Source organism: Leptotrichia sp. oral taxon 847, from assembly GCF_001553645.1.
In the GTDB taxonomy this organism is placed as follows: Bacteria; Fusobacteriota; Fusobacteriia; order Fusobacteriales; family Leptotrichiaceae; genus Leptotrichia.
The window spans coordinates 1,016,247-1,033,321 of record NZ_CP014231.1 but is presented as its reverse complement, the minus strand read 5'-3'; the positions used below and the strand labels follow the sequence as shown (position 1 = coordinate 1,033,321).

Annotated in this window: 17 protein-coding genes; 16 read left to right on the top strand and 1 reads right to left on the bottom strand. The window is 30.0% G+C overall.

The features are described from left to right. Window positions 1-23: 23 nt before the first annotated feature. Entirely contained in the window at window positions 24-992 is a 969-nt protein-coding gene (locus tag AXF11_RS04745; RefSeq protein WP_068155422.1) for a type I phosphomannose isomerase catalytic subunit, read from the bottom strand. A gap of 166 nt (window positions 993-1,158) precedes the next feature. Here AXF11_RS04745 and AXF11_RS04740 point away from each other — a divergent pair, with 166 nt between their 5' ends. From AXF11_RS04740 to AXF11_RS04665, 16 genes are all read left to right on the top strand, one after another. Continuing rightward, complete coding sequence (locus tag AXF11_RS04740; RefSeq protein WP_068155420.1) at window positions 1,159-1,791, top strand: adenylate kinase; 633 nt, start codon at window positions 1,159-1,161, stop codon at window positions 1,789-1,791. A 43-nt stretch (window positions 1,792-1,834) separates the two neighbouring features. Further along, window positions 1,835-2,608, top strand: coding sequence for a type I methionyl aminopeptidase (map, locus tag AXF11_RS04735; RefSeq protein WP_068155418.1), 774 nt, complete (start codon window positions 1,835-1,837; stop codon window positions 2,606-2,608). Window positions 2,609-2,672: 64 nt separating this feature from the next. Beyond that, the gene (locus AXF11_RS04730) at window positions 2,673-3,050 is read left to right on the top strand and encodes a DUF1304 domain-containing protein (protein ID WP_068155416.1); all 378 of its coding nucleotides are present in this window, start codon (window positions 2,673-2,675) and stop codon (window positions 3,048-3,050) included. Between the two features lie 536 nt (window positions 3,051-3,586). Further along, window positions 3,587-6,073 (top strand): FtsK/SpoIIIE family DNA translocase, encoded by a 2,487-nt coding sequence (locus AXF11_RS04725; RefSeq protein WP_068155414.1) that lies wholly within the window; start codon window positions 3,587-3,589, stop codon window positions 6,071-6,073. A 245-nt stretch (window positions 6,074-6,318) separates the two neighbouring features. After that, on the top strand, window positions 6,319-7,365 hold the full coding sequence (locus AXF11_RS04720) for a rod shape-determining protein (RefSeq protein ID WP_068155412.1): 1,047 nt from the start codon (window positions 6,319-6,321) through the stop codon (window positions 7,363-7,365). A gap of 92 nt (window positions 7,366-7,457) precedes the next feature. Next, a complete protein-coding gene (gene scpB / locus AXF11_RS04715) occupies window positions 7,458-8,102 on the top strand; it encodes an SMC-Scp complex subunit ScpB (RefSeq protein WP_231724771.1) in 645 nt (214 codons plus the stop codon). Window positions 8,103-8,186: 84 nt separating this feature from the next. Then, window positions 8,187-8,873 carry a pseudouridine synthase gene (locus tag AXF11_RS04710; protein ID WP_068155410.1) on the top strand — a complete coding sequence of 229 codons (687 nt, stop codon included), beginning with the start codon at window positions 8,187-8,189 and terminating at the stop codon, window positions 8,871-8,873. Window positions 8,874-8,882: 9 nt separating this feature from the next. Then, window positions 8,883-9,515, top strand: a complete 633-nt coding sequence (locus tag AXF11_RS04705; protein WP_068155408.1) for an HAD-IB family phosphatase — start codon at window positions 8,883-8,885, stop codon at window positions 9,513-9,515. A gap of 36 nt (window positions 9,516-9,551) precedes the next feature. Then, the gene (locus AXF11_RS04700) at window positions 9,552-10,172 is read left to right on the top strand and encodes an ACP phosphodiesterase (RefSeq protein ID WP_068155405.1); all 621 of its coding nucleotides are present in this window, start codon (window positions 9,552-9,554) and stop codon (window positions 10,170-10,172) included. Beyond that, window positions 10,169-10,369 (top strand): hypothetical protein, encoded by a 201-nt coding sequence (locus AXF11_RS04695; protein WP_068155403.1) that lies wholly within the window; start codon window positions 10,169-10,171, stop codon window positions 10,367-10,369. The genes AXF11_RS04700 and AXF11_RS04695 overlap by 4 nt, the downstream gene beginning before the upstream one ends. A gap of 2 nt (window positions 10,370-10,371) precedes the next feature. After that, window positions 10,372-10,935: a zeta toxin family protein gene (locus AXF11_RS04690; RefSeq protein ID WP_068155401.1), complete on the top strand. Its 564-nt coding sequence runs from the start codon at window positions 10,372-10,374 to the stop codon at window positions 10,933-10,935. Between the two features lie 16 nt (window positions 10,936-10,951). Further along, window positions 10,952-11,251 (top strand): Asp-tRNA(Asn)/Glu-tRNA(Gln) amidotransferase subunit GatC, encoded by a 300-nt coding sequence (gene gatC, locus AXF11_RS04685; RefSeq protein ID WP_068155399.1) that lies wholly within the window; start codon window positions 10,952-10,954, stop codon window positions 11,249-11,251. A 61-nt stretch (window positions 11,252-11,312) separates the two neighbouring features. Further along, window positions 11,313-12,776, top strand: coding sequence for an Asp-tRNA(Asn)/Glu-tRNA(Gln) amidotransferase subunit GatA (gene gatA, locus AXF11_RS04680; RefSeq protein WP_068155397.1), 1,464 nt, complete (start codon window positions 11,313-11,315; stop codon window positions 12,774-12,776). Window positions 12,777-12,840: 64 nt separating this feature from the next. After that, window positions 12,841-14,274 carry an Asp-tRNA(Asn)/Glu-tRNA(Gln) amidotransferase subunit GatB gene (gene gatB / locus AXF11_RS04675; protein ID WP_068155395.1) on the top strand — a complete coding sequence of 478 codons (1,434 nt, stop codon included), beginning with the start codon at window positions 12,841-12,843 and terminating at the stop codon, window positions 14,272-14,274. Between the two features lie 26 nt (window positions 14,275-14,300). Continuing rightward, window positions 14,301-16,418 (top strand): penicillin-binding transpeptidase domain-containing protein, encoded by a 2,118-nt coding sequence (locus AXF11_RS04670; RefSeq protein ID WP_068155394.1) that lies wholly within the window; start codon window positions 14,301-14,303, stop codon window positions 16,416-16,418. Between the two features lie 28 nt (window positions 16,419-16,446). Next, on the top strand, window positions 16,447-16,944 hold the full coding sequence (locus tag AXF11_RS04665) for a hypothetical protein (RefSeq protein WP_231724770.1): 498 nt from the start codon (window positions 16,447-16,449) through the stop codon (window positions 16,942-16,944). The last annotated feature ends 131 nt before the right edge of the window (window positions 16,945-17,075 follow it).

Below are 17,075 nucleotides of genomic sequence, written 5' to 3'. Positions count from 1 at the left end.
ATTAAATTTTTTTTTAATTTATTTTATTGTTCGATTACCGTTCTCAAAATTTCAAAATTTCCTTCAAGTTTTACTTTTAAATTTACTGGAATTAAAATATTTTCTCCCTTTTTTAATTCCAAAACTTCATTTTTATTCCAAAAAATTTTTCCGCTTCCATCCAAAACAGTATAAATTATCATACTTTCGGAGCAGTGGTCATTATAAGAATTTGAAATTTTTATTTTGTCGATTGAGTAAAATTCTTTTTTTATTATATTTTTTTTAGTTTCCCCGTCTTTAAAAAGGGTGTGTTTAATTTCGACCTTTTTTCCAAAATCAATCACTTCGGCAGCATCATCTAAGTGCAATTCTCTTTTTTTCCCATTTTTGTCAATTCTGTCAAAGTCGTAAATTCTGTAAGTAACATCGGAACTTTGCTGGATTTCTGCAAAAATGACACTTCCTTTTAAACTTGCGTGGACAGTTCCAGGAGTTATATCAATAAAATCTCCAGTTTTAACAGCTTTTTCTTCAAATAAGTTACTAAAATCATTATTTTTAACTTTTTCTAAAAATTTTTCCTTTGTGACATCAGGTTTCGTTCCTAAAATCAAAGTAGCGTCGTCACTTGCGTAAACGATGTACCAAGACTCACTTTTCCCAAATTCGTTGTGTTTTTTCATTGCTACTTCGTCATTTGGATGAACTTGAATGGAAAGTCTATCGTTTACATCCAAAAATTTTATAAGAAGTGGAAATCTATTCGGATATTTTTCAAAAACCTTTTTTCCAACTAACTTGTCTTTATATTCAGAATAAATTTCTTTCAGAGTTTTGCCTTTCAATTTTCCATTTGAAACGACCCCCATGCCATTTGGATGAGCGGAAATTTCCCAAGATTCTCCAATATTCTTGTCTTTTGGAAGTTTAATATCTAGTTTTTTTTCTAAATTTCTCCCACCCCAAATTTTTTCAATAAAAACTTTTTTAAATTTTAATGGATACAGCATAAAAACATCTCCTTCTTTTTAAATATTCTTGTATTTTAATAATAACATTTATATGGGAAAAAAACAATTGAAAATTTTTGTTATGTCGCCATTGAAAAAAATTTTGTAAAATGTTATTATATTATTATAAAATTTAATTAAATGAAATCAAAGAAAGGAAAGAAAGATGAATATAGTATTATTTGGAGCGCCAGGTGCTGGAAAAGGTACTCAGGCAAAACAACTGGTTAAAAAATACGGAATACCTCAAATTTCAACTGGAGATATTTTAAGAGCGGCAATCGCCAACGAAACTCCACTTGGACTTAAAGCTAAAAAGCTTATGGATCAAGGAAAATTAGTTTCAGATGAAATTGTAGACGGACTTGTGGAAAAAAGACTTACTGAGAAAGACTGTGAAGATGGATTTATTTTAGATGGATTTCCAAGAACTGTGGCGCAGGCACAGGAATTAGACAAAATTTTGGATAGACTTGGGAAAAAAATTGATAAAGTTATAGAACTTCGAGTGAGTGATGAAGAAATTATCGAAAGAATAACTGGAAGAAGAGTGTCGAAAAAAACAGGGAAAATTTATCATATAAAATATAATCCACCAGTTGATGAAAATCCAGAAGATTTGGTGCAAAGACCAGATGACAATGAAGAAACAGTTAGAAACAGACTAAAAGTTTATAAACAGCAGACAGCGCCAGTTTTAGATTTTTACAAAGCTCAAAATAAAGTTTACAGTGTTGGTGGACACAAGGAAAAAATGGAAGAAATTACAAAAGCTATCATTGAAATTTTAGAAAAATAAAAAAGAGAAAAAATAAAGACAGAAAAAAGAAAGAAGAATTAAAATGATTATTTACAAAACATTAGAAGAAATAAAAAAAATAAAAAAAGCTAATGAAATAATTGCAAGACTTTTGGAAGATGTTTTGCCAAAATATGTAAAAGCTGGAGTCAGCACTTATGAATTGGATAAAATTGCAGAAGATTACATAAGAAGTCAAGGTGCAATTCCTGGAACAAAGGGATATGACATAGGAAGACCATATCCGCCATATCCAGCTGCGACTTGCATTTCTGTAAATGAAGTAGTCGTTCACGGAATTCCAAGCAAGGATAAGATTTTAAAAGAAGGAGATATTTTGACAGTTGATACTGTTACAGTTTTGGACGGATATTTTGGAGATGCGGCAACCACTTACGCTGTTGGAGAAATTGACGAAACTTCTAAAAAATTGATGGAAGTTACTAAAAAAGCTCGTGAAATTGGGATTGAAACAGCAAAAGCTGGAAACAGAATAGGGGATATAGGAGCTGCAATTCAAGAATATGTCGAAAAATATGGATTTTCTTTAGTCAGAGATTTTGCGGGACACGGAGTTGGAAAAGAGATGCATGAGGATCCAATGGTTCCAAATTATGGACGGGCTGGAACCGGTGCAAAAATTGAAAATGGCATGGTAATTACAGTGGAACCTATGGTAAATGTAGGAACTCACAAAATAAAAATATTATCTGATATGTGGACAGCTGTTACAAGAGATAAAAAAAGATCTGCTCAATACGAACACAGTCTTGCTATTATTGATGGAAAACCTGTTATCTTAAGTTTAAAAGACTGACTATTGAAGGTTTATAAACAGTAAAAAAAATATTATATTATTTTAGAAAGGAAAATTTATAATTTTGAGTATATTAGCAAAATTTTTAATACTTTTAGTGGCGCTGGAGCATTTTTATATTTTATTTCTCGAAATGTACAAAACTGAAAGCAAGACAATGCAAAAGACATTCGATTTAGATTTTGAATTTTTGAGAGATGAGAGAGTGAAAAAAATGCTTGAAAACCAAGGATTATACAATGGCTTTCTAGCTTCTGGACTAATTTGGAGCTTGGTTGACGCAACTGAATATCAAGTTCAAATCGCAGTATTTTTTATTGTTTGTATCATATGCGCAGCGTTTTACGGCTCAGTGACAGTCTCAAAAAGAATATTTATGTTACAGGGAGTTCCAGCAATTTTAGCATTAATAGCTTTATTATTACCACTATTAATTTCATAAAAAATAAAATTTTAAATAATAAATGCATAAAAATGTTAAAATATTTAACATAAAAAGTGCATTTTTTATTTTATAAAATTTTAAACTCTATTTTTTATTATGGAAATTTATTTGTTTATTTTTTTAGTGAAATCTTTCTATTTCCTCTTTTAAGCAGGTATCATTGCCATACTCCTGCACCCTGGCTAAGTCTACGACATTTTTATGTACTGATAGAAAACTTACTTACGTTCAAACGGTTTTGTCGGTACAGATAAATGTTCCAACGGGTCAAATTTTACTAGTATATAAAAAGTATCGTGATTATAAGGGGAAATAGCGGCTCTTTTCTCTTATGAAAAAAATAGAAAATATTATTAAACAGAGTAATATTTTGTAATCAAAAATAAATATTATGAAAGATTGTAATTGAGAAAATTAGATAAAAAATGACAAAATTGAAAAAATATTGTATAATAAATTGTTTAAATGTAAATTTTATATAAAATTTAAATTGCTGTATTGATATGAAAAACTGGAAGAAAGGAGAATAAAAAATGAATAAAAAGAGAAAAATAGAAGGTGTTATATGGTTTGCAGTTGGATTGATAATGCTGTTGCTTTTGATTGCTGATACAACTGATGTTTCAACTAAAAATTCAAATGAAACTTTGTTCTCGCTCGTTTTACTATTTTTTGGAAAAATGACTTGGTTTTTGGTAATTTCGGCGATTGTTTATGGGATTTTAATATTTTTTTACGAAAAAATGAATGTTACACGTGGGAAAATAACTGCTTTTATCGGGTGTTTCTTGTGTTTATCAGTGATTTTGATTAGAAATTCTGTTTTGGGTGGAACTCCACTTAGTAAAACATTTATTGAAGCAGGAAGAGAACTTTTAAGTTACGGATTTAACAAACAGAGTGGAGGAGTTTTGGGTGGAATAATCAGTATGCCATTTTATCAAATAATCTCTTCATCTGGAATGGGAATAGCACTTATAATTTTGACACTTTTGTCCGTTTTTTTTATTTTTAAGGATTTGATGGAATTTTGGTATGAATATGCAAAAGAGTGGATTAAATATTCAAGAAGCGATGAATTTAAAGAGAAAAAAAGAAAATTGGCAGCAAAAAAATATGCTGAAAAGTTGAAAAAGACAAATTACAAAGAATATCAGAAACAGATGTTAAAAGAAAAAATTATAAGTTCAAGAAATGAAAAATTAAGTTTTGAAATTGCAAAAAAACCGAAAGAAAATTTTTTACAAAAGACACAAGTATATTCTGATGAAGAATTAAAAGAAAAAGAAAAAGAATGGATGGAAATTTTAGAAAAAAAAGAAAATCAAGATAAAGAAATCAAAGAAAATAACAATACAAAAAAATCAATTGTTGAAAATAACCTTAAAAGTGAAATAAAAAAATCTAATACTGAAAATGAAAAAAAAGAACAAGATAGCAGTAATAAAGATAATCCGCCAAAAAAAATGAAATTAGAAATTTTATCACCATTTACAAATAAAAAAGTGAAAAAAGAATTGGAAGAAGACTTGAGTTTTCAGCAGTTTCCTAAACTTTCAGCTTTTGAAAACAAGGAAGTTATTGAAAAAGAAAAAAAATTGGAAGAGAAATTGAAAGAAGCCAATAATTTACTTGAAAAAAATCAAGGATATGATGAAGTTATAAAAAAATCAATTGAAAAAATTTTTAAATCAAAATCGATGGATTTTGACACAAAAAGAAAAATTGAAAAAAGCATACGAGATAATGTAAGTCATTTGGAAAGCGTTTTAAAAGAGTTTGGAGTTGATGCAAAAGTCGTAAACTATGAATATGGACCGACAATAACAAGATATGAAATTGTGATTCCAAAGGGGATAAAAGTGAGCAAGGTGACTAATTTAGCTGATGACATTGCAATGAATCTGGCGGCAGAAAGTATCAGAATAGAAGCACCAATTCCAGGAAAAAATACCATTGGAATTGAAACTCCGAATAAAATCAAAGAAAATGTTCATTTTGCCAACATTATAAAAAATAAGGAACTTGACAAGGGTGAGCTAAAAGTAATTTTAGGGAAAAATATTGTAGGAAGAGATAAATTTATAGATATTGTAAAAATGCCCCATTTGCTTATTGCAGGGCAAACTGGTTCGGGAAAATCGGTTGCAGTAAATACAATAATTTCAACTTTGATTTCAAAAAAATCGGACAAAGAAGTAAAATTTATAATGATTGATCCCAAAATGGTGGAACTTATGCCATATAACGAAATTCCGCATTTACTTGTTCCCGTTATAATTGACCCACAGAAAGCGGCAATCGCACTGAAATGGGCAGTAAATGAAATGGAAAACAGATACAAAAAACTTATGGAAAATGGAGTTAGAAATATTGTAAGCTACAATTCTTTAAATTTTGTTGAAAGAATGCCGTACATTGTAATAATTATTGATGAACTTGCAGACTTGATGATGGTTGCCTCAAATAGCGTAGAAGAGTCTATCGCAAGAATTGCGCAAAAAGCAAGAGCGGTTGGAATCCACCTGGTAGTTGCAACTCAAAGACCGTCAACAGATGTAATTACGGGAATGATAAAGGCAAATCTTCCAAGTAGAATTTCCTTTGCACTTCGTTCTCAAGTTGATTCCAGAACGATTCTTGATACATCAGGAGCCGAAAAGTTATTAGGACAAGGAGATATGCTTTTACTTGCAAATGGTTCGTCTAAATTAGAGAGAATACAAGGAGCTTATATTTCGGATGAAGAAGTTAAAAATTTGACAGATACGTTGAAAAGAAGTAAAAAAGTTCACTACCAAAATGAAATTTTGGAAGAAAATGAAGAAGAAGAAAATGATTTAGATCCATTTTTTGACAATGCAGTAAAAGTGATAAGAGAAGAACAGAAGGTGTCAATTGCAATGCTCCAGAGAAAATTAAAAGTGGGATTCAACAGAGCTTCAAGAATTTATAACCAGTTAAAAGATAATGGAGTAATTGGTGACGATGGACAAATATCAAGCGAAGATTTGGAATGATGAAAAATTTTCTGTAAAAATAATTTGATTTTTTGGCTAACACTATGATATTTTTAGTTTTAAGTGCGAGAGCTGTAAAAAAATTATGGAATTAAAAAAATATTTAAAATTTTTGTAATGGTAATTGAGATTATTTGAAAAAAATGGTAAAATACAATGTAAGTATAAAATTGAAAACAAGAGATAAAAATCTTCTATTGTTTTATTTGAAATAATTAAAAAATATTGTGAAAAGGAGAAATTAGATGAAATTTTTAGATTTTTTTAAAACTAGTATTTCACCGAAATCAATGCGTGATGTAGCGATTGATTTGGGAACAGCAAATACTGTTGTCTATGTAAAAGGAGAAGGGATTCGAATAGATGAGCCAACTTATGTAGCAATTAATATAAAAACAGAAGATGTGGAGTTTATTGGATCAAAAGCTAAAGAAATAATCGGAAGAACTGCAAAACACACAGAAATAATAAGACCGTTAAAAAACGGAGTCATTTCTAATTATGAAGTAACAGAAAAAATGATAGAGGAATTTTTAAGTAAATTAAAAAAGGATAAATTTAATCACGCAAGGGTCATTATTTGTGTACCAAGTGGTGTAACACAGGTTGAGAGAAGAGCAGTTGTGGAAGTTGTAAAAGATGCGGGTGCAAAGGATGTCTATTTAATTGAAGAGCCCGTTGCAGCTGCAATCGGAGTTGGAATTGACTTATTTGAGCCCAAAGGGCATCTTATAGTCGATATAGGTGGAGGTACTACTGAGATTGCGTTCATCGTGTCAGGAGGGTCAGCACTTTCAAGATCTATAAAAGTTGCAGGTGATCACTTGAATGATGATATAGCGGAATTTGTAAAAGATGAACACAACTTACTAATTGGCGAAAAAACAGCCGAAGAACTAAAAATAAATACAATAAGTCAAGATGACCCAGATAAAGAGTATGAAATAAGAGGTCGAGAATTGGGAGTTGGGCTTCCAAAAAGTATGAGAATTAAAGCATCTGAAATCGAAAAGGCAATTGAAAGACATATTGATATGATAATTGATGAAATTAGAATGACAATTGAAGAAATTGAACCAGAAGTGGCAGCTGATATTTATGAAACAGGAATTTTCTTATCTGGTGGAGGAGCTACAATCAGACTTTTAAAAGAAAGAATAGAAGAAGAATTAAAATTAAAAGTAACTGTTGGCGATGATGCAATTCACGCTGTTATAAATGGTATCGCAAAAGTGTTAGATGATTTTAATGAGTATAAAAATATAATCATTTCACCAGTAGTTGAATATTAAAAAATATGAAAAGGGACTGTCTTAAAAAACATTAAAAAAGGCAATCCCTAATAATTTTAATATTTGAGAAAATAAAATTTGGATGTGAAAATGTGGAAAATGAAAACACTCAAAGTAAATATTTCAAAATAGAAGAAAAGTTAGAAGCAATTATATTTCTGTCAAAAGAAATTTTAAAAATTGACAGCCTTGCTTCATTTTATGATATAGAAAAACAGGAAATGAAAAAGCTCTTGTTAAATCTGAAAGAAAAAAGAAAAGATACTGGAATAAATCTAAAAATCGAAAATGATGTCGTTTATTTGGTGTCAAATCCATTATTTGGACTTGACATAAAAAATTTTTTTAATCCCGAAGTAAAGTTAAAGAAACTGTCCAAATCAGCGATGGAAACATTGGCAATCATCGCATATAAAGGTCCTGTTACAAAATTAGAAATAGAACAAATAAGAGGAGTTGGTGCTGAAAAAAGTCTGACTACTTTACTAGAAAAAAAATTAATCTATATTTCAGGGAAGAAAAAAGCAATGGGAACACCAAATTTGTACGAAGTGAGTGAGGAATTTTACAGCTATTTAAACATTTATGGAAAGAAAGAACTCCCAGGATACAAACAATTTGAACAAATAAAATTACTTTACAGTGATGAAGAAAAAAATAATGAAACTAACAACGAAATAAAAAAAGAAGAATCTTCGGAAAAAACTGAAAAATTGAATGAAATAGTTGAAAAATAGACAAAAAATAAAAAATAAAGTTAAATTATTAAAATTTTAAATTTGAAAAAATTAATAAGAAAATATAAAGGGGTAAAAAAAGTAATGAGATTAAATAAATTTATAGCGGAGACGGGATTTTGTTCCAGAAGAAAAGCTGATGAATTGATAAACGAGGGAAGAGTAAGCGTAAATAAACACGAAGCTATAATTGGAATGGATGTAAAGCCTGAAGATGTTGTGAAAATTGATGGAGAAAGAGTAAGATTAAACACAAAATACGAATATTATATTTTAAATAAGCCAAAAAGAGTACTTTGTTCAAATGAGGATAAATTTGGTAGAAAACTGGCGATAGATTTTATAAAATCACGTGCAAGACTTTTTACATATGGAAGACTGGATTTTATGACAGAAGGGCTTATCATTATAAGCAATGATGGTGATGTCTATAATCACGTTATGCACCCAGGGAAAAAATTGTATAAAAGTTACATTGCAAAAATAAATAGAGATATTGAAGAAAAAGATATTGAAGCACTGCAACATGGAGTGGTAATCGATGGGAGAAGAACTGCTCCCGCTAAAGTAAAAAAACTTGACAAGAAAGAGATTAGAATTGCCATTTTTGAAGGAAGAAACAGACAAATAAGAAAAATGTTTGAAACTTTGGGATATACGGTTGATGCACTAAAAAGAGTAAAAGTGGGAGAACTTACGTTGGGACACTTGGGAGTTGGAGAATACCGAGCTTTAACTGAAGATGAAATAAAATATTTAAAAGGACTATAGGAGAAATTGATGAGTAAAAAAAGAATTTTTTTAATAGATTTTGATAGGACAATAAGTAATGAAGATTCTACTGATGTTTTGCTGGAAACTCACAATCCGGAGTTTAAAAAGGATTTACGAAAAAGATACAAAGCTGGAAAAGTAACAATAAGACAGTTTATAAAAGAAGGACTAAGTTCACTAAACATCACAAAAGACGAGTATATTAAAACATTACAAAAAAAAGTTACGATAGATGAAAGTTTTAAAGATTTTGTGAAAAGTGGACTCGAGTTTAGAATTGTTAGCGCTGGTTCAAGACTTAATGTGCAAGGTTCTCTTTTAGGCTACGGAATAGATTTACCTAATGAAAAAGTAATTTCAAACGATTTAAAATTTGATGGGAATAAAATTACAGTGGAAAATCCTTTTTTAGACAAAGAAAAAATTTATGGGGTGGATAAGAAAGAAGCGGTAGAAAAATTTAAAAAGCAAGGTTACGAAGTAATTTATGTAGGAGATGGTCCTTCAGACTACAGAGCGATGGAAGTGGCTGACTTTGTCTTGGTGAGAAAAGGAACGAGAGCTGTGAAGTTTTGCAGTGAAAATGGAATTAATTTTAGAGAATTTGAGAGTTTTTCTGAAATCCTAAAAATTTTTTAAAATTAAGTTTTACACTAAAAAAAAGTAGGAGTCAAAATGAACTATTTAGCACATTCCGTTATATCGCTTGAAATAGATAAAAAAACAAATAAAAATACACTTTATGGAAATTTTACTGGAGATTTTTACAAAGGAAAAATTGAAAAAATTGATTTGCAAAAAAATTTAAAAAGTGGAATAGTTCTTCACAGATTAATTGATAAGATTTCTGATAGGGAAAAAAATTTTTTGAATGAACTTTTACAAAAAGAATTTGGAATTTTTAAAGGGATTGTGTCGGATATGTATGTTGACCATTTTTTGTGCAAAAATTTTGAGAAAATTTTTAATGATAATTCTGATTTTGGAAATGTGGAAAAAGTTGAGCGAAAAATAATTCAAAGTGTCGAAAAATATGATAAATTTTTTCCGAGTGATTTTAAAAGTTTTTTTGACTGGCTGAAGAGAGAAAAAGTCCTAGTAAGATATAAAAATTTGGATTTTTTGGAGAAAGTTTTTTTCGGAATGTCGAAAAGAGTGAGAAAAGGGGAAATTCTTAGAAATGCGGTTTGTGAACTGAGAAGGAATTATGTAGAATTTGAGGAGAAATCGTTAAGGGAGTTTTTGTTTGTGAAGAGAAAAATTATGGAAAATTTTGAGGGAAGTGAGAAACTATGAAATTAAAAGAATTATTTCCAAATCAAGATATTGAAAATATGGAATTGAAAAAATTGATAGAAATGATAAGTTATAAAGATTTTAATACATTGCTAGAAAGAACAGAAAATAAGAAAGATATTGATTTTTATATTGAATTGCAGGATTTGGTTATGCAGAGAAAGCAAAAAGAAGCGATTGAAAAAGGGATATATTAGTGATGGAAGATAGAAATTTTTATTTGTTTGCAGGAGTAAATGGAGCAGGAAAATCTACTTTGTTTAGTATAATTGCTGAGGACATTAAAGGAACTTTTAGAATAAATACTGATGAAATAGTTAAAAAAATTGGAAATTGGAAAAATGAATCTGATCAAATAAAATCAGCAAAAATAGCAATTAAATTGAGAAATGAATATATTGAAAAAGGACTTTCTTTTAATGAGGAAACTACATTAACTGGAAAAACAATATTAAAATTAATTGATAAATTAAAAAGCAAAAATTATAAACTTCATTTGTTTTATGTAGGAATAAATAGCATAGATATTGCAAAAGAAAGAATAAAAAATAGAGTTTTAAGAGGCGGACATGATATTCCTGATAAAATTGTTGAAAAAAGATATAATGAATCTTTGGAAAATTTATCGAAAGTTTTAAATAAATTTGATAATGTTACAGTTTATGATAATACAAAAGAGTATAAAATGATTTTAAAAATTATAAATAAAAAAATAATAAAACAATCTGATGAGTTACCCGATTGGGCTAAAAATATTTTTTAAAGGAGGAAAATAGCGAATGTTAAGTAAAGAAGATGTACTGAAAATAGCAGCACTTTCAAAGTTGGAATTTTCGGAAAGTGAAATTGAAAAATTTAGAGTGGATTTGAATAAAATATTTGATTATATGGAAGAATTAAATGGAATTGATACAAGTAATATCGAACCTTTGTTCAATGTCTTGGATTTAAAAGATGCGCTTAGAAAAGATGAAGTGAAAGATGCAAAGATTAAAAAAGAAATTTTGTCTAATGCGCCAAATGGTGATGATGAATTCGTAATAGTTCCTAAAGTTGTGGGAGAAAATGCAGATAATTAATAAAAAAAGAAAATGAAATAATTATATAAAAGTATTTATTGTAGAAAGGTAAAAAATAAAAATGAATTTATACAAAAAAACAGCGACAGAACTGGCTGAAATGATAAAAAATAAAAAAATTACTTCTGAAGAAGTGACAAAATCTTTTTTGGATAGAATTGAGAAAACTGAAGAAAAAATAGGAGCATTTTCTAATGTGTTTCATGAAAAGGTTTTAGATGAGGCAAAAAAATATGATTCTGAAAATAATGAAAAAGGTAGAAAAAATTATGATAATGAGTTGTTGTTTGGAGTGCCTGTGGCTTTGAAGGATAATATTGTATCAAAAGGAGATTTGACTACGGCTGCATCGAAAATTCTTAGAAATTATGTGGGAGTTTATGATGCGACAGTTGTGGAAAAATTGAAAAAAGCCGGAACACCGATAATTGGGAAAGCTAATATGGATGAGTTTGCGATGGGGTCTTCAAATGAGAATTCATCGATAAAATCGGTTTCTAATCCTTGGGATTTAACAAGAGTGCCTGGTGGAAGTAGTGGAGGATCGGCAGCGATGGTTGCAGCGGGACAAGCACCGATTGCACTTGGTTCGGATACAGGTGGAAGTATTAGACAACCTGCTTGTTTGACTGGAACTGTTGGGATTAAGCCGACTTATGGAAGGGTTTCACGATATGGACTTATGGCGTTTGGATCTTCGCTTGATCAAATTGGAGCTTTGGCAAAATCAACTGAAGATTTGGCTAGACTTTTGCAAATAATTGCAGGATATGATGAAAAAGATGCGACAAGTGTAAATGTGGAAGTTCCTAACTATTTGGAAACTTTGAATAATGACTTGAAAGGCTTGAAAATTGGAATTCCGAAAGAATATTTTGCAGAAGGATTAGATGAAAATATTAAAAAAGTAATAATGGATTCGGTGGAAAAATTGAAGGAATTGGGAGCCAAAATTAAAGAAGTATCACTTCCATATTCAAAATATGCGATTTCGACTTATTACATTATTTCATCGGCTGAGGCGGCTTCAAATTTGTCAAGATACGATGGAGTGAGATATGGAGTGCGACAAAGTGATGAAAATATTGAGGAAATGTATGTAAAATCACGAACAGAAGGTTTTGGAGATGAAGTTAAGCGTAGAATAATGATTGGAAATTATGTATTGAGTTCTGGATTTTATGATGCTTATTACAAAAAGGCTTCTCAAGTGAGAAGACTTATAAGGGATGATTTTTCAAAAGCGTTGAAGGAAGTTGATGTTTTATTAACACCAGTTTCTCCAACTATAGCATTTAAAAAAGGTGAAAAAATTACTGATCCAGTCCAGATGTATTTGGGAGATATTTTTACCGTATCAATAAATATGGCGGGTCTTCCTGCAATTTCAGTACCTGCTGGATTTGTAGATGGACTTCCTGTTGGAATTCAGTTAATCGGAAATTATTTTAGTGAAGATTTATTGTTTAATATTTCTCATAAATTTGAAGGTGTTCGTGGGAAAATTGAATATCCTGAGTTGTAAATTTGACTTAGTTTAGTAGTTTTAGATAGAAGAAAGTAATTTTAAGAAAGGAAAAATTTAAAAAATGAGTATAGAATATGAAACAGTCATCGGACTTGAAGTTCACTGTCAATTAAAAACAAAAACAAAAGTATGGTGTTCGTGCGATGCCGATTATGATAACAAACATCCAAATACATCGGTGTGTCCAGTTTGTACAGGTCAGCCGGGAGCACTGCCAAAACTTAATGAAAAAGTGCTTGATTATGCAATAAAAGCGGCACTTGCATTGGGATGTGAGATAAATAGGGAAAGTCAGTTTGACAGAAAGAATTATTTTTATCCAGATTCACCAAAAAATTACCAAATTACACAGTTTTTTAAACCTTATGCTGAAAATGGAGTCTTGAAAATTACGACAAATAGTGGAAAAGAGGCAAGTGTTGGAATTGAACGGATTCAAATAGAAGAAGATACGGCGAAAAGTATTCATACGACTTCTGAAACACTGTTAAATTACAACAGAGCATCTGTGCCGTTAATCGAGATTATTTCTAAGCCAGAAATTAAAAACGCTGAAGAGGCTTATGCGTACTTGAATACATTGAAAGATAGATTGAAATATACTAAAGTTAGTGATGTAAGTATGGAATTGGGATCGCTTAGATGTGATGCAAATGTTTCTGTCAGAAAAAAAGGTGAAAAAGAATTAGGGACTAGAACGGAAACTAAGAATTTGAACTCATTCAAAGCGGTTATGAAAGCGATTGAATATGAAACGAATAGACAAATAGAAGTGATTGAAAATGGTGGAAGAGTCGTGCAGGAAACAAGACTTTGGGATGAAGAAAATGCGGTTACTAAAACTATGAGAAGTAAGGAAGAAGCTATGGATTACAGATATTTCCCAGAGCCTGATTTGCCAAAAGTGATTATTTCAGATGAAAGACTTGAAAGAGTAAAAGGACAAATGCCTGAATTTGCTGATGAAAAGGCGAAAAGATTTGTGAATGAATATAAATTGCATGAAATGGAAGCTGCGACACTTTCTTCAGAGCAAGAGTTAGCTGAATATTACGAGGAAGTTGTAAACGATACGAAAGAGCCTAGACTTGCGGCAAACTGGGTACTTACAGAAATTTTGAGAGTTTTGAAAGAGAGAAATATTTTAATTTCAGAATTTAACGTAACTCCGAAAAATCTAGGAAAATTGATTAAATTAATCAAAAATAAAACAATTAGTTCAAAAATAGCAAAAGATGTATTTGAAATTTTATTGACAGAAGATAAAGATCCAGAAGTTATTGTAAAAGAAAAAGGATTGGTTCAAATAACAGATGACAGCGAAATTGAAAAAATTGTGGATCAAGTTTTATCAGAAAATCCACAGTCTGTTGAAGATTACAAAAATGGAAAAGATAATGCAATAAAATATCTTATGGGACAAGCTATGAAGTTATCTCGTGGAAAAGCTAATCCACAAATGATAAACAAAATGATTTTAGATAAATTAAGTTAATCTTTTTGAGGTAATTTAGGAGAGAAATGAAAGATTCGAATAAAAAAAATAATATTGTAAACAGAGCAAAATTAAATTTAGAAAATAGAAAAAATGGAAAAAATAAAAAAAGTAATTCCGAAAGTATGTGGAACAAGTGGTATGTAAGAGTAATAATGCTCTGTTTTGCTCTTCTTATTTATACTTTCGTACTAATTGGTAATTTATTTAATTTACAGATATTAAACGGAGATAAATATAGAGCAGAAGGTGAAAAACAGTATTCTTCAGAAAATTATATAAAAGCTAAAAGAGGGAAAATTTCAACTGATGATGGACAATTATTGGCGTACGACAATGAGCAATATGTAGTAATTTTGGATCCTTCGGTAATTAAAAATGAAAATATTGATAAGTTGCTAGAGATGCTCAAAAGGTATATAGAACCTTTGGATACTGACAAAGCGAGAGATACCTATGAAATTAAGAAAAACTATAATAAAAAATATTTAAAATTGGATTACAAAATAGAGGAAGACGCAAGACATGCTATTGAGCAGGAAATAGAAGTTGCTGATAAACAAACTAAGGAAAACAACAAAGGGAAAGATAAATCTCAAAGAAAGACAAATCCATTTTTAGGAATTACGTTTGAAACAGTATACACGAGAAAATATGAAAATATTGAGCCTTTTCAGGAAACAGTAGGATTTGTGAACAATGAAAATAAAGGTATCTATGGAATTGAAAAATATTATGATAAAGAGCTTTCTGGAGAAATGGGAGTTATTAAAGCGTCTTTGAGAATACCAAAAGTATTTTTAAATATGTCAAGTATAAAAAATAAAGGTGAATCCAAACCAGCAAAAGACGGTAATAACATAGTTTTAACCATTGATAACAAAATTCAGGATATGCTGGACAGAGAACTTAACAGAACATTTTATGAATATGATGCGACTTCTACAATGGGAATTTTAATGGAAGTGGAAACCGGTAAAATACTCGCAATGTCGTCGTATCCGAAATCTAGCGATCACTCAAAAATAAAAAATAGAACGATTACAGACTTTTTTGAACCAGGATCAATTTTTAAACCTGTAACGATGGCAATGGGATTGCAGTCAAAAAAAATAAATGCTGACACCAGAATAGAATCAAGCGGTTCGATTAAAGTAAAAGACAGAATTATAAGTGATCATGACAGTACAACTACAGGAAATTTAACTTTGGCGGACACAATAGCTCACTCAGGAAATGTCGCAATGGTAAAAATTTCTCAGAAATTGGACAAAAATACATTTTATAACTATTTAGCAAGTGTAGGACTCGGTTCAAAAACGGGAATTGATACTTATGCTGAAATGACAAAAGAGCTTTTAAAATTAAAAGATTTGACAGAAGTAAAAAAAGCAAATATAGCATTTGGACAAGGTATCGCTATGACTCAGATTCAGATGATAATGGCGCTTAATACAGTAATAAACAATGGAAAGCTTATGAAGCCTTATATAGTTGATAGAATTGAAGATGATGGTGGAAACATCGTCAAAAAAAATCTTCCTACAGTGTTAAGAAAAGTTTTTAGCGATGAAGTTTCAAAATTGAACAGAAGTTATATGGAAGCAGTTGTCAGCCGCGGAACAGGAATGGAAGCTAAAATAGAAGGATACCGTATTGGAGGTAAAACTGGAACGGCACAGAAATCTGGTAAAGGTGGTTATCAAAAAGGTCGTTATTTCAGTTCGTTTTTTGCGTTTTTTCCGACAGATCATCCTAAATATGCGATACTTATTACGATAAATGAGCCCAAAGGTGGAAAATATTACGGGGCTTCAGTCGCATTGCCTTCGGTAAAAAAAGTATTAACAGAATTGATTGCTTATAAGCGTATCAATCCAAATGGAGAAGTAACAAAAGAACCTTCAGTAAAGGAAGTTGTAACTGAAGAAAAGAAAAAAGATTTAAGTGGAATTAAAGAAGGATTTTCTAAAAATATTATGCCGGATTTGACAGGAGTTGTCCTAAGAGATTTTTATTCAATTTATCCTCAGAGCAAGTATCCAAATTTTAAAGTTTCAGGAAGTGGGAAAGTCGTGGAACAGTATCCAAAAGCTGGAGAAAAAATTGATGGGAAAACAAATATTAGTATAGTTTTTCAGTAAAATTATTAAAAATAAAAAATTTTGTGAGGTGAGATTATTGAAAAAATTAATTTTTATGTTATTTGTAATTTTTGGAGTGTTATCGTTTTCAGCGATAGATAAAGGAGTAATCGTAGTTAGAAATGATGATTACAGCGCTGCATACTTAATAACTTCAGTAAGTCGTGGGAAATTAGCTGATAAACTTTTTGGCTGGAAAAAAGGCGGTGACCTTTCTCAAAAAATTTATTCAAATTTAAAAAATGCTTCAAAAATAGAATTTATAATCGAAAAAAATGAAGAAAGCGCAGTTTTAGGAGCACTAAAATTATTCGAAAAAAATAGATTTTCAGGACAAATTATAGTTACAGAAATTGCAAGAACAGAAAATTCAAATTTGAGAAATATTGCAGCTAAAAACAACTGGACTTACAATGTTTATAATTCGCCAGAAGAAATCGAAGGAAATGTGAATCTTGAGGGCGGATCGGATACAAAAGCAAATTTTGTAAAAATGCTTTTAAAAAATATAAAATCTAAATTATAAATTTTAAAAATAAAAAAATTATAATTTAAATTTGGAAATTTTGATTATAAATAGGTTAATAGTAATTGTTATTGACCTATTTTTATTTGCTAAAATAAAATAAATATATTATAATAAAAATAAGTAAATTT

Excerpts from the sequence above, each read along its gene's own strand:
- AXF11_RS04745 (WP_068155422.1), bottom strand. The coding sequence starts at position 992 with ATGCTGTATCCATTAAAATTTAAAAAAGTTTTTATTGAAAAAATTTGG.
- AXF11_RS04740 (WP_068155420.1), top strand. The coding sequence starts at position 1,159 with ATGAATATAGTATTATTTGGAGCGCCAGGTGCTGGAAAAGGTACTCAG.
- map (WP_068155418.1), top strand. The coding sequence starts at position 1,835 with ATGATTATTTACAAAACATTAGAAGAAATAAAAAAAATAAAAAAAGCT.
- AXF11_RS04725 (WP_068155414.1), top strand. The coding sequence starts at position 3,587 with ATGAATAAAAAGAGAAAAATAGAAGGTGTTATATGGTTTGCAGTTGGA.
- AXF11_RS04720 (WP_068155412.1), top strand. The coding sequence starts at position 6,319 with ATGAAATTTTTAGATTTTTTTAAAACTAGTATTTCACCGAAATCAATG.
- AXF11_RS04710 (WP_068155410.1), top strand. The coding sequence starts at position 8,187 with ATGAGATTAAATAAATTTATAGCGGAGACGGGATTTTGTTCCAGAAGA.
- AXF11_RS04705 (WP_068155408.1), top strand. The coding sequence starts at position 8,883 with ATGAGTAAAAAAAGAATTTTTTTAATAGATTTTGATAGGACAATAAGT.
- AXF11_RS04700 (WP_068155405.1), top strand. The coding sequence starts at position 9,552 with ATGAACTATTTAGCACATTCCGTTATATCGCTTGAAATAGATAAAAAA.
- AXF11_RS04695 (WP_068155403.1), top strand. The coding sequence starts at position 10,169 with ATGAAATTAAAAGAATTATTTCCAAATCAAGATATTGAAAATATGGAA.
- AXF11_RS04690 (WP_068155401.1), top strand. The coding sequence starts at position 10,372 with ATGGAAGATAGAAATTTTTATTTGTTTGCAGGAGTAAATGGAGCAGGA.
- gatC (WP_068155399.1), top strand. The coding sequence starts at position 10,952 with ATGTTAAGTAAAGAAGATGTACTGAAAATAGCAGCACTTTCAAAGTTG.
- gatA (WP_068155397.1), top strand. The coding sequence starts at position 11,313 with ATGAATTTATACAAAAAAACAGCGACAGAACTGGCTGAAATGATAAAA.
- gatB (WP_068155395.1), top strand. The coding sequence starts at position 12,841 with ATGAGTATAGAATATGAAACAGTCATCGGACTTGAAGTTCACTGTCAA.
- AXF11_RS04670 (WP_068155394.1), top strand. The coding sequence starts at position 14,301 with ATGAAAGATTCGAATAAAAAAAATAATATTGTAAACAGAGCAAAATTA.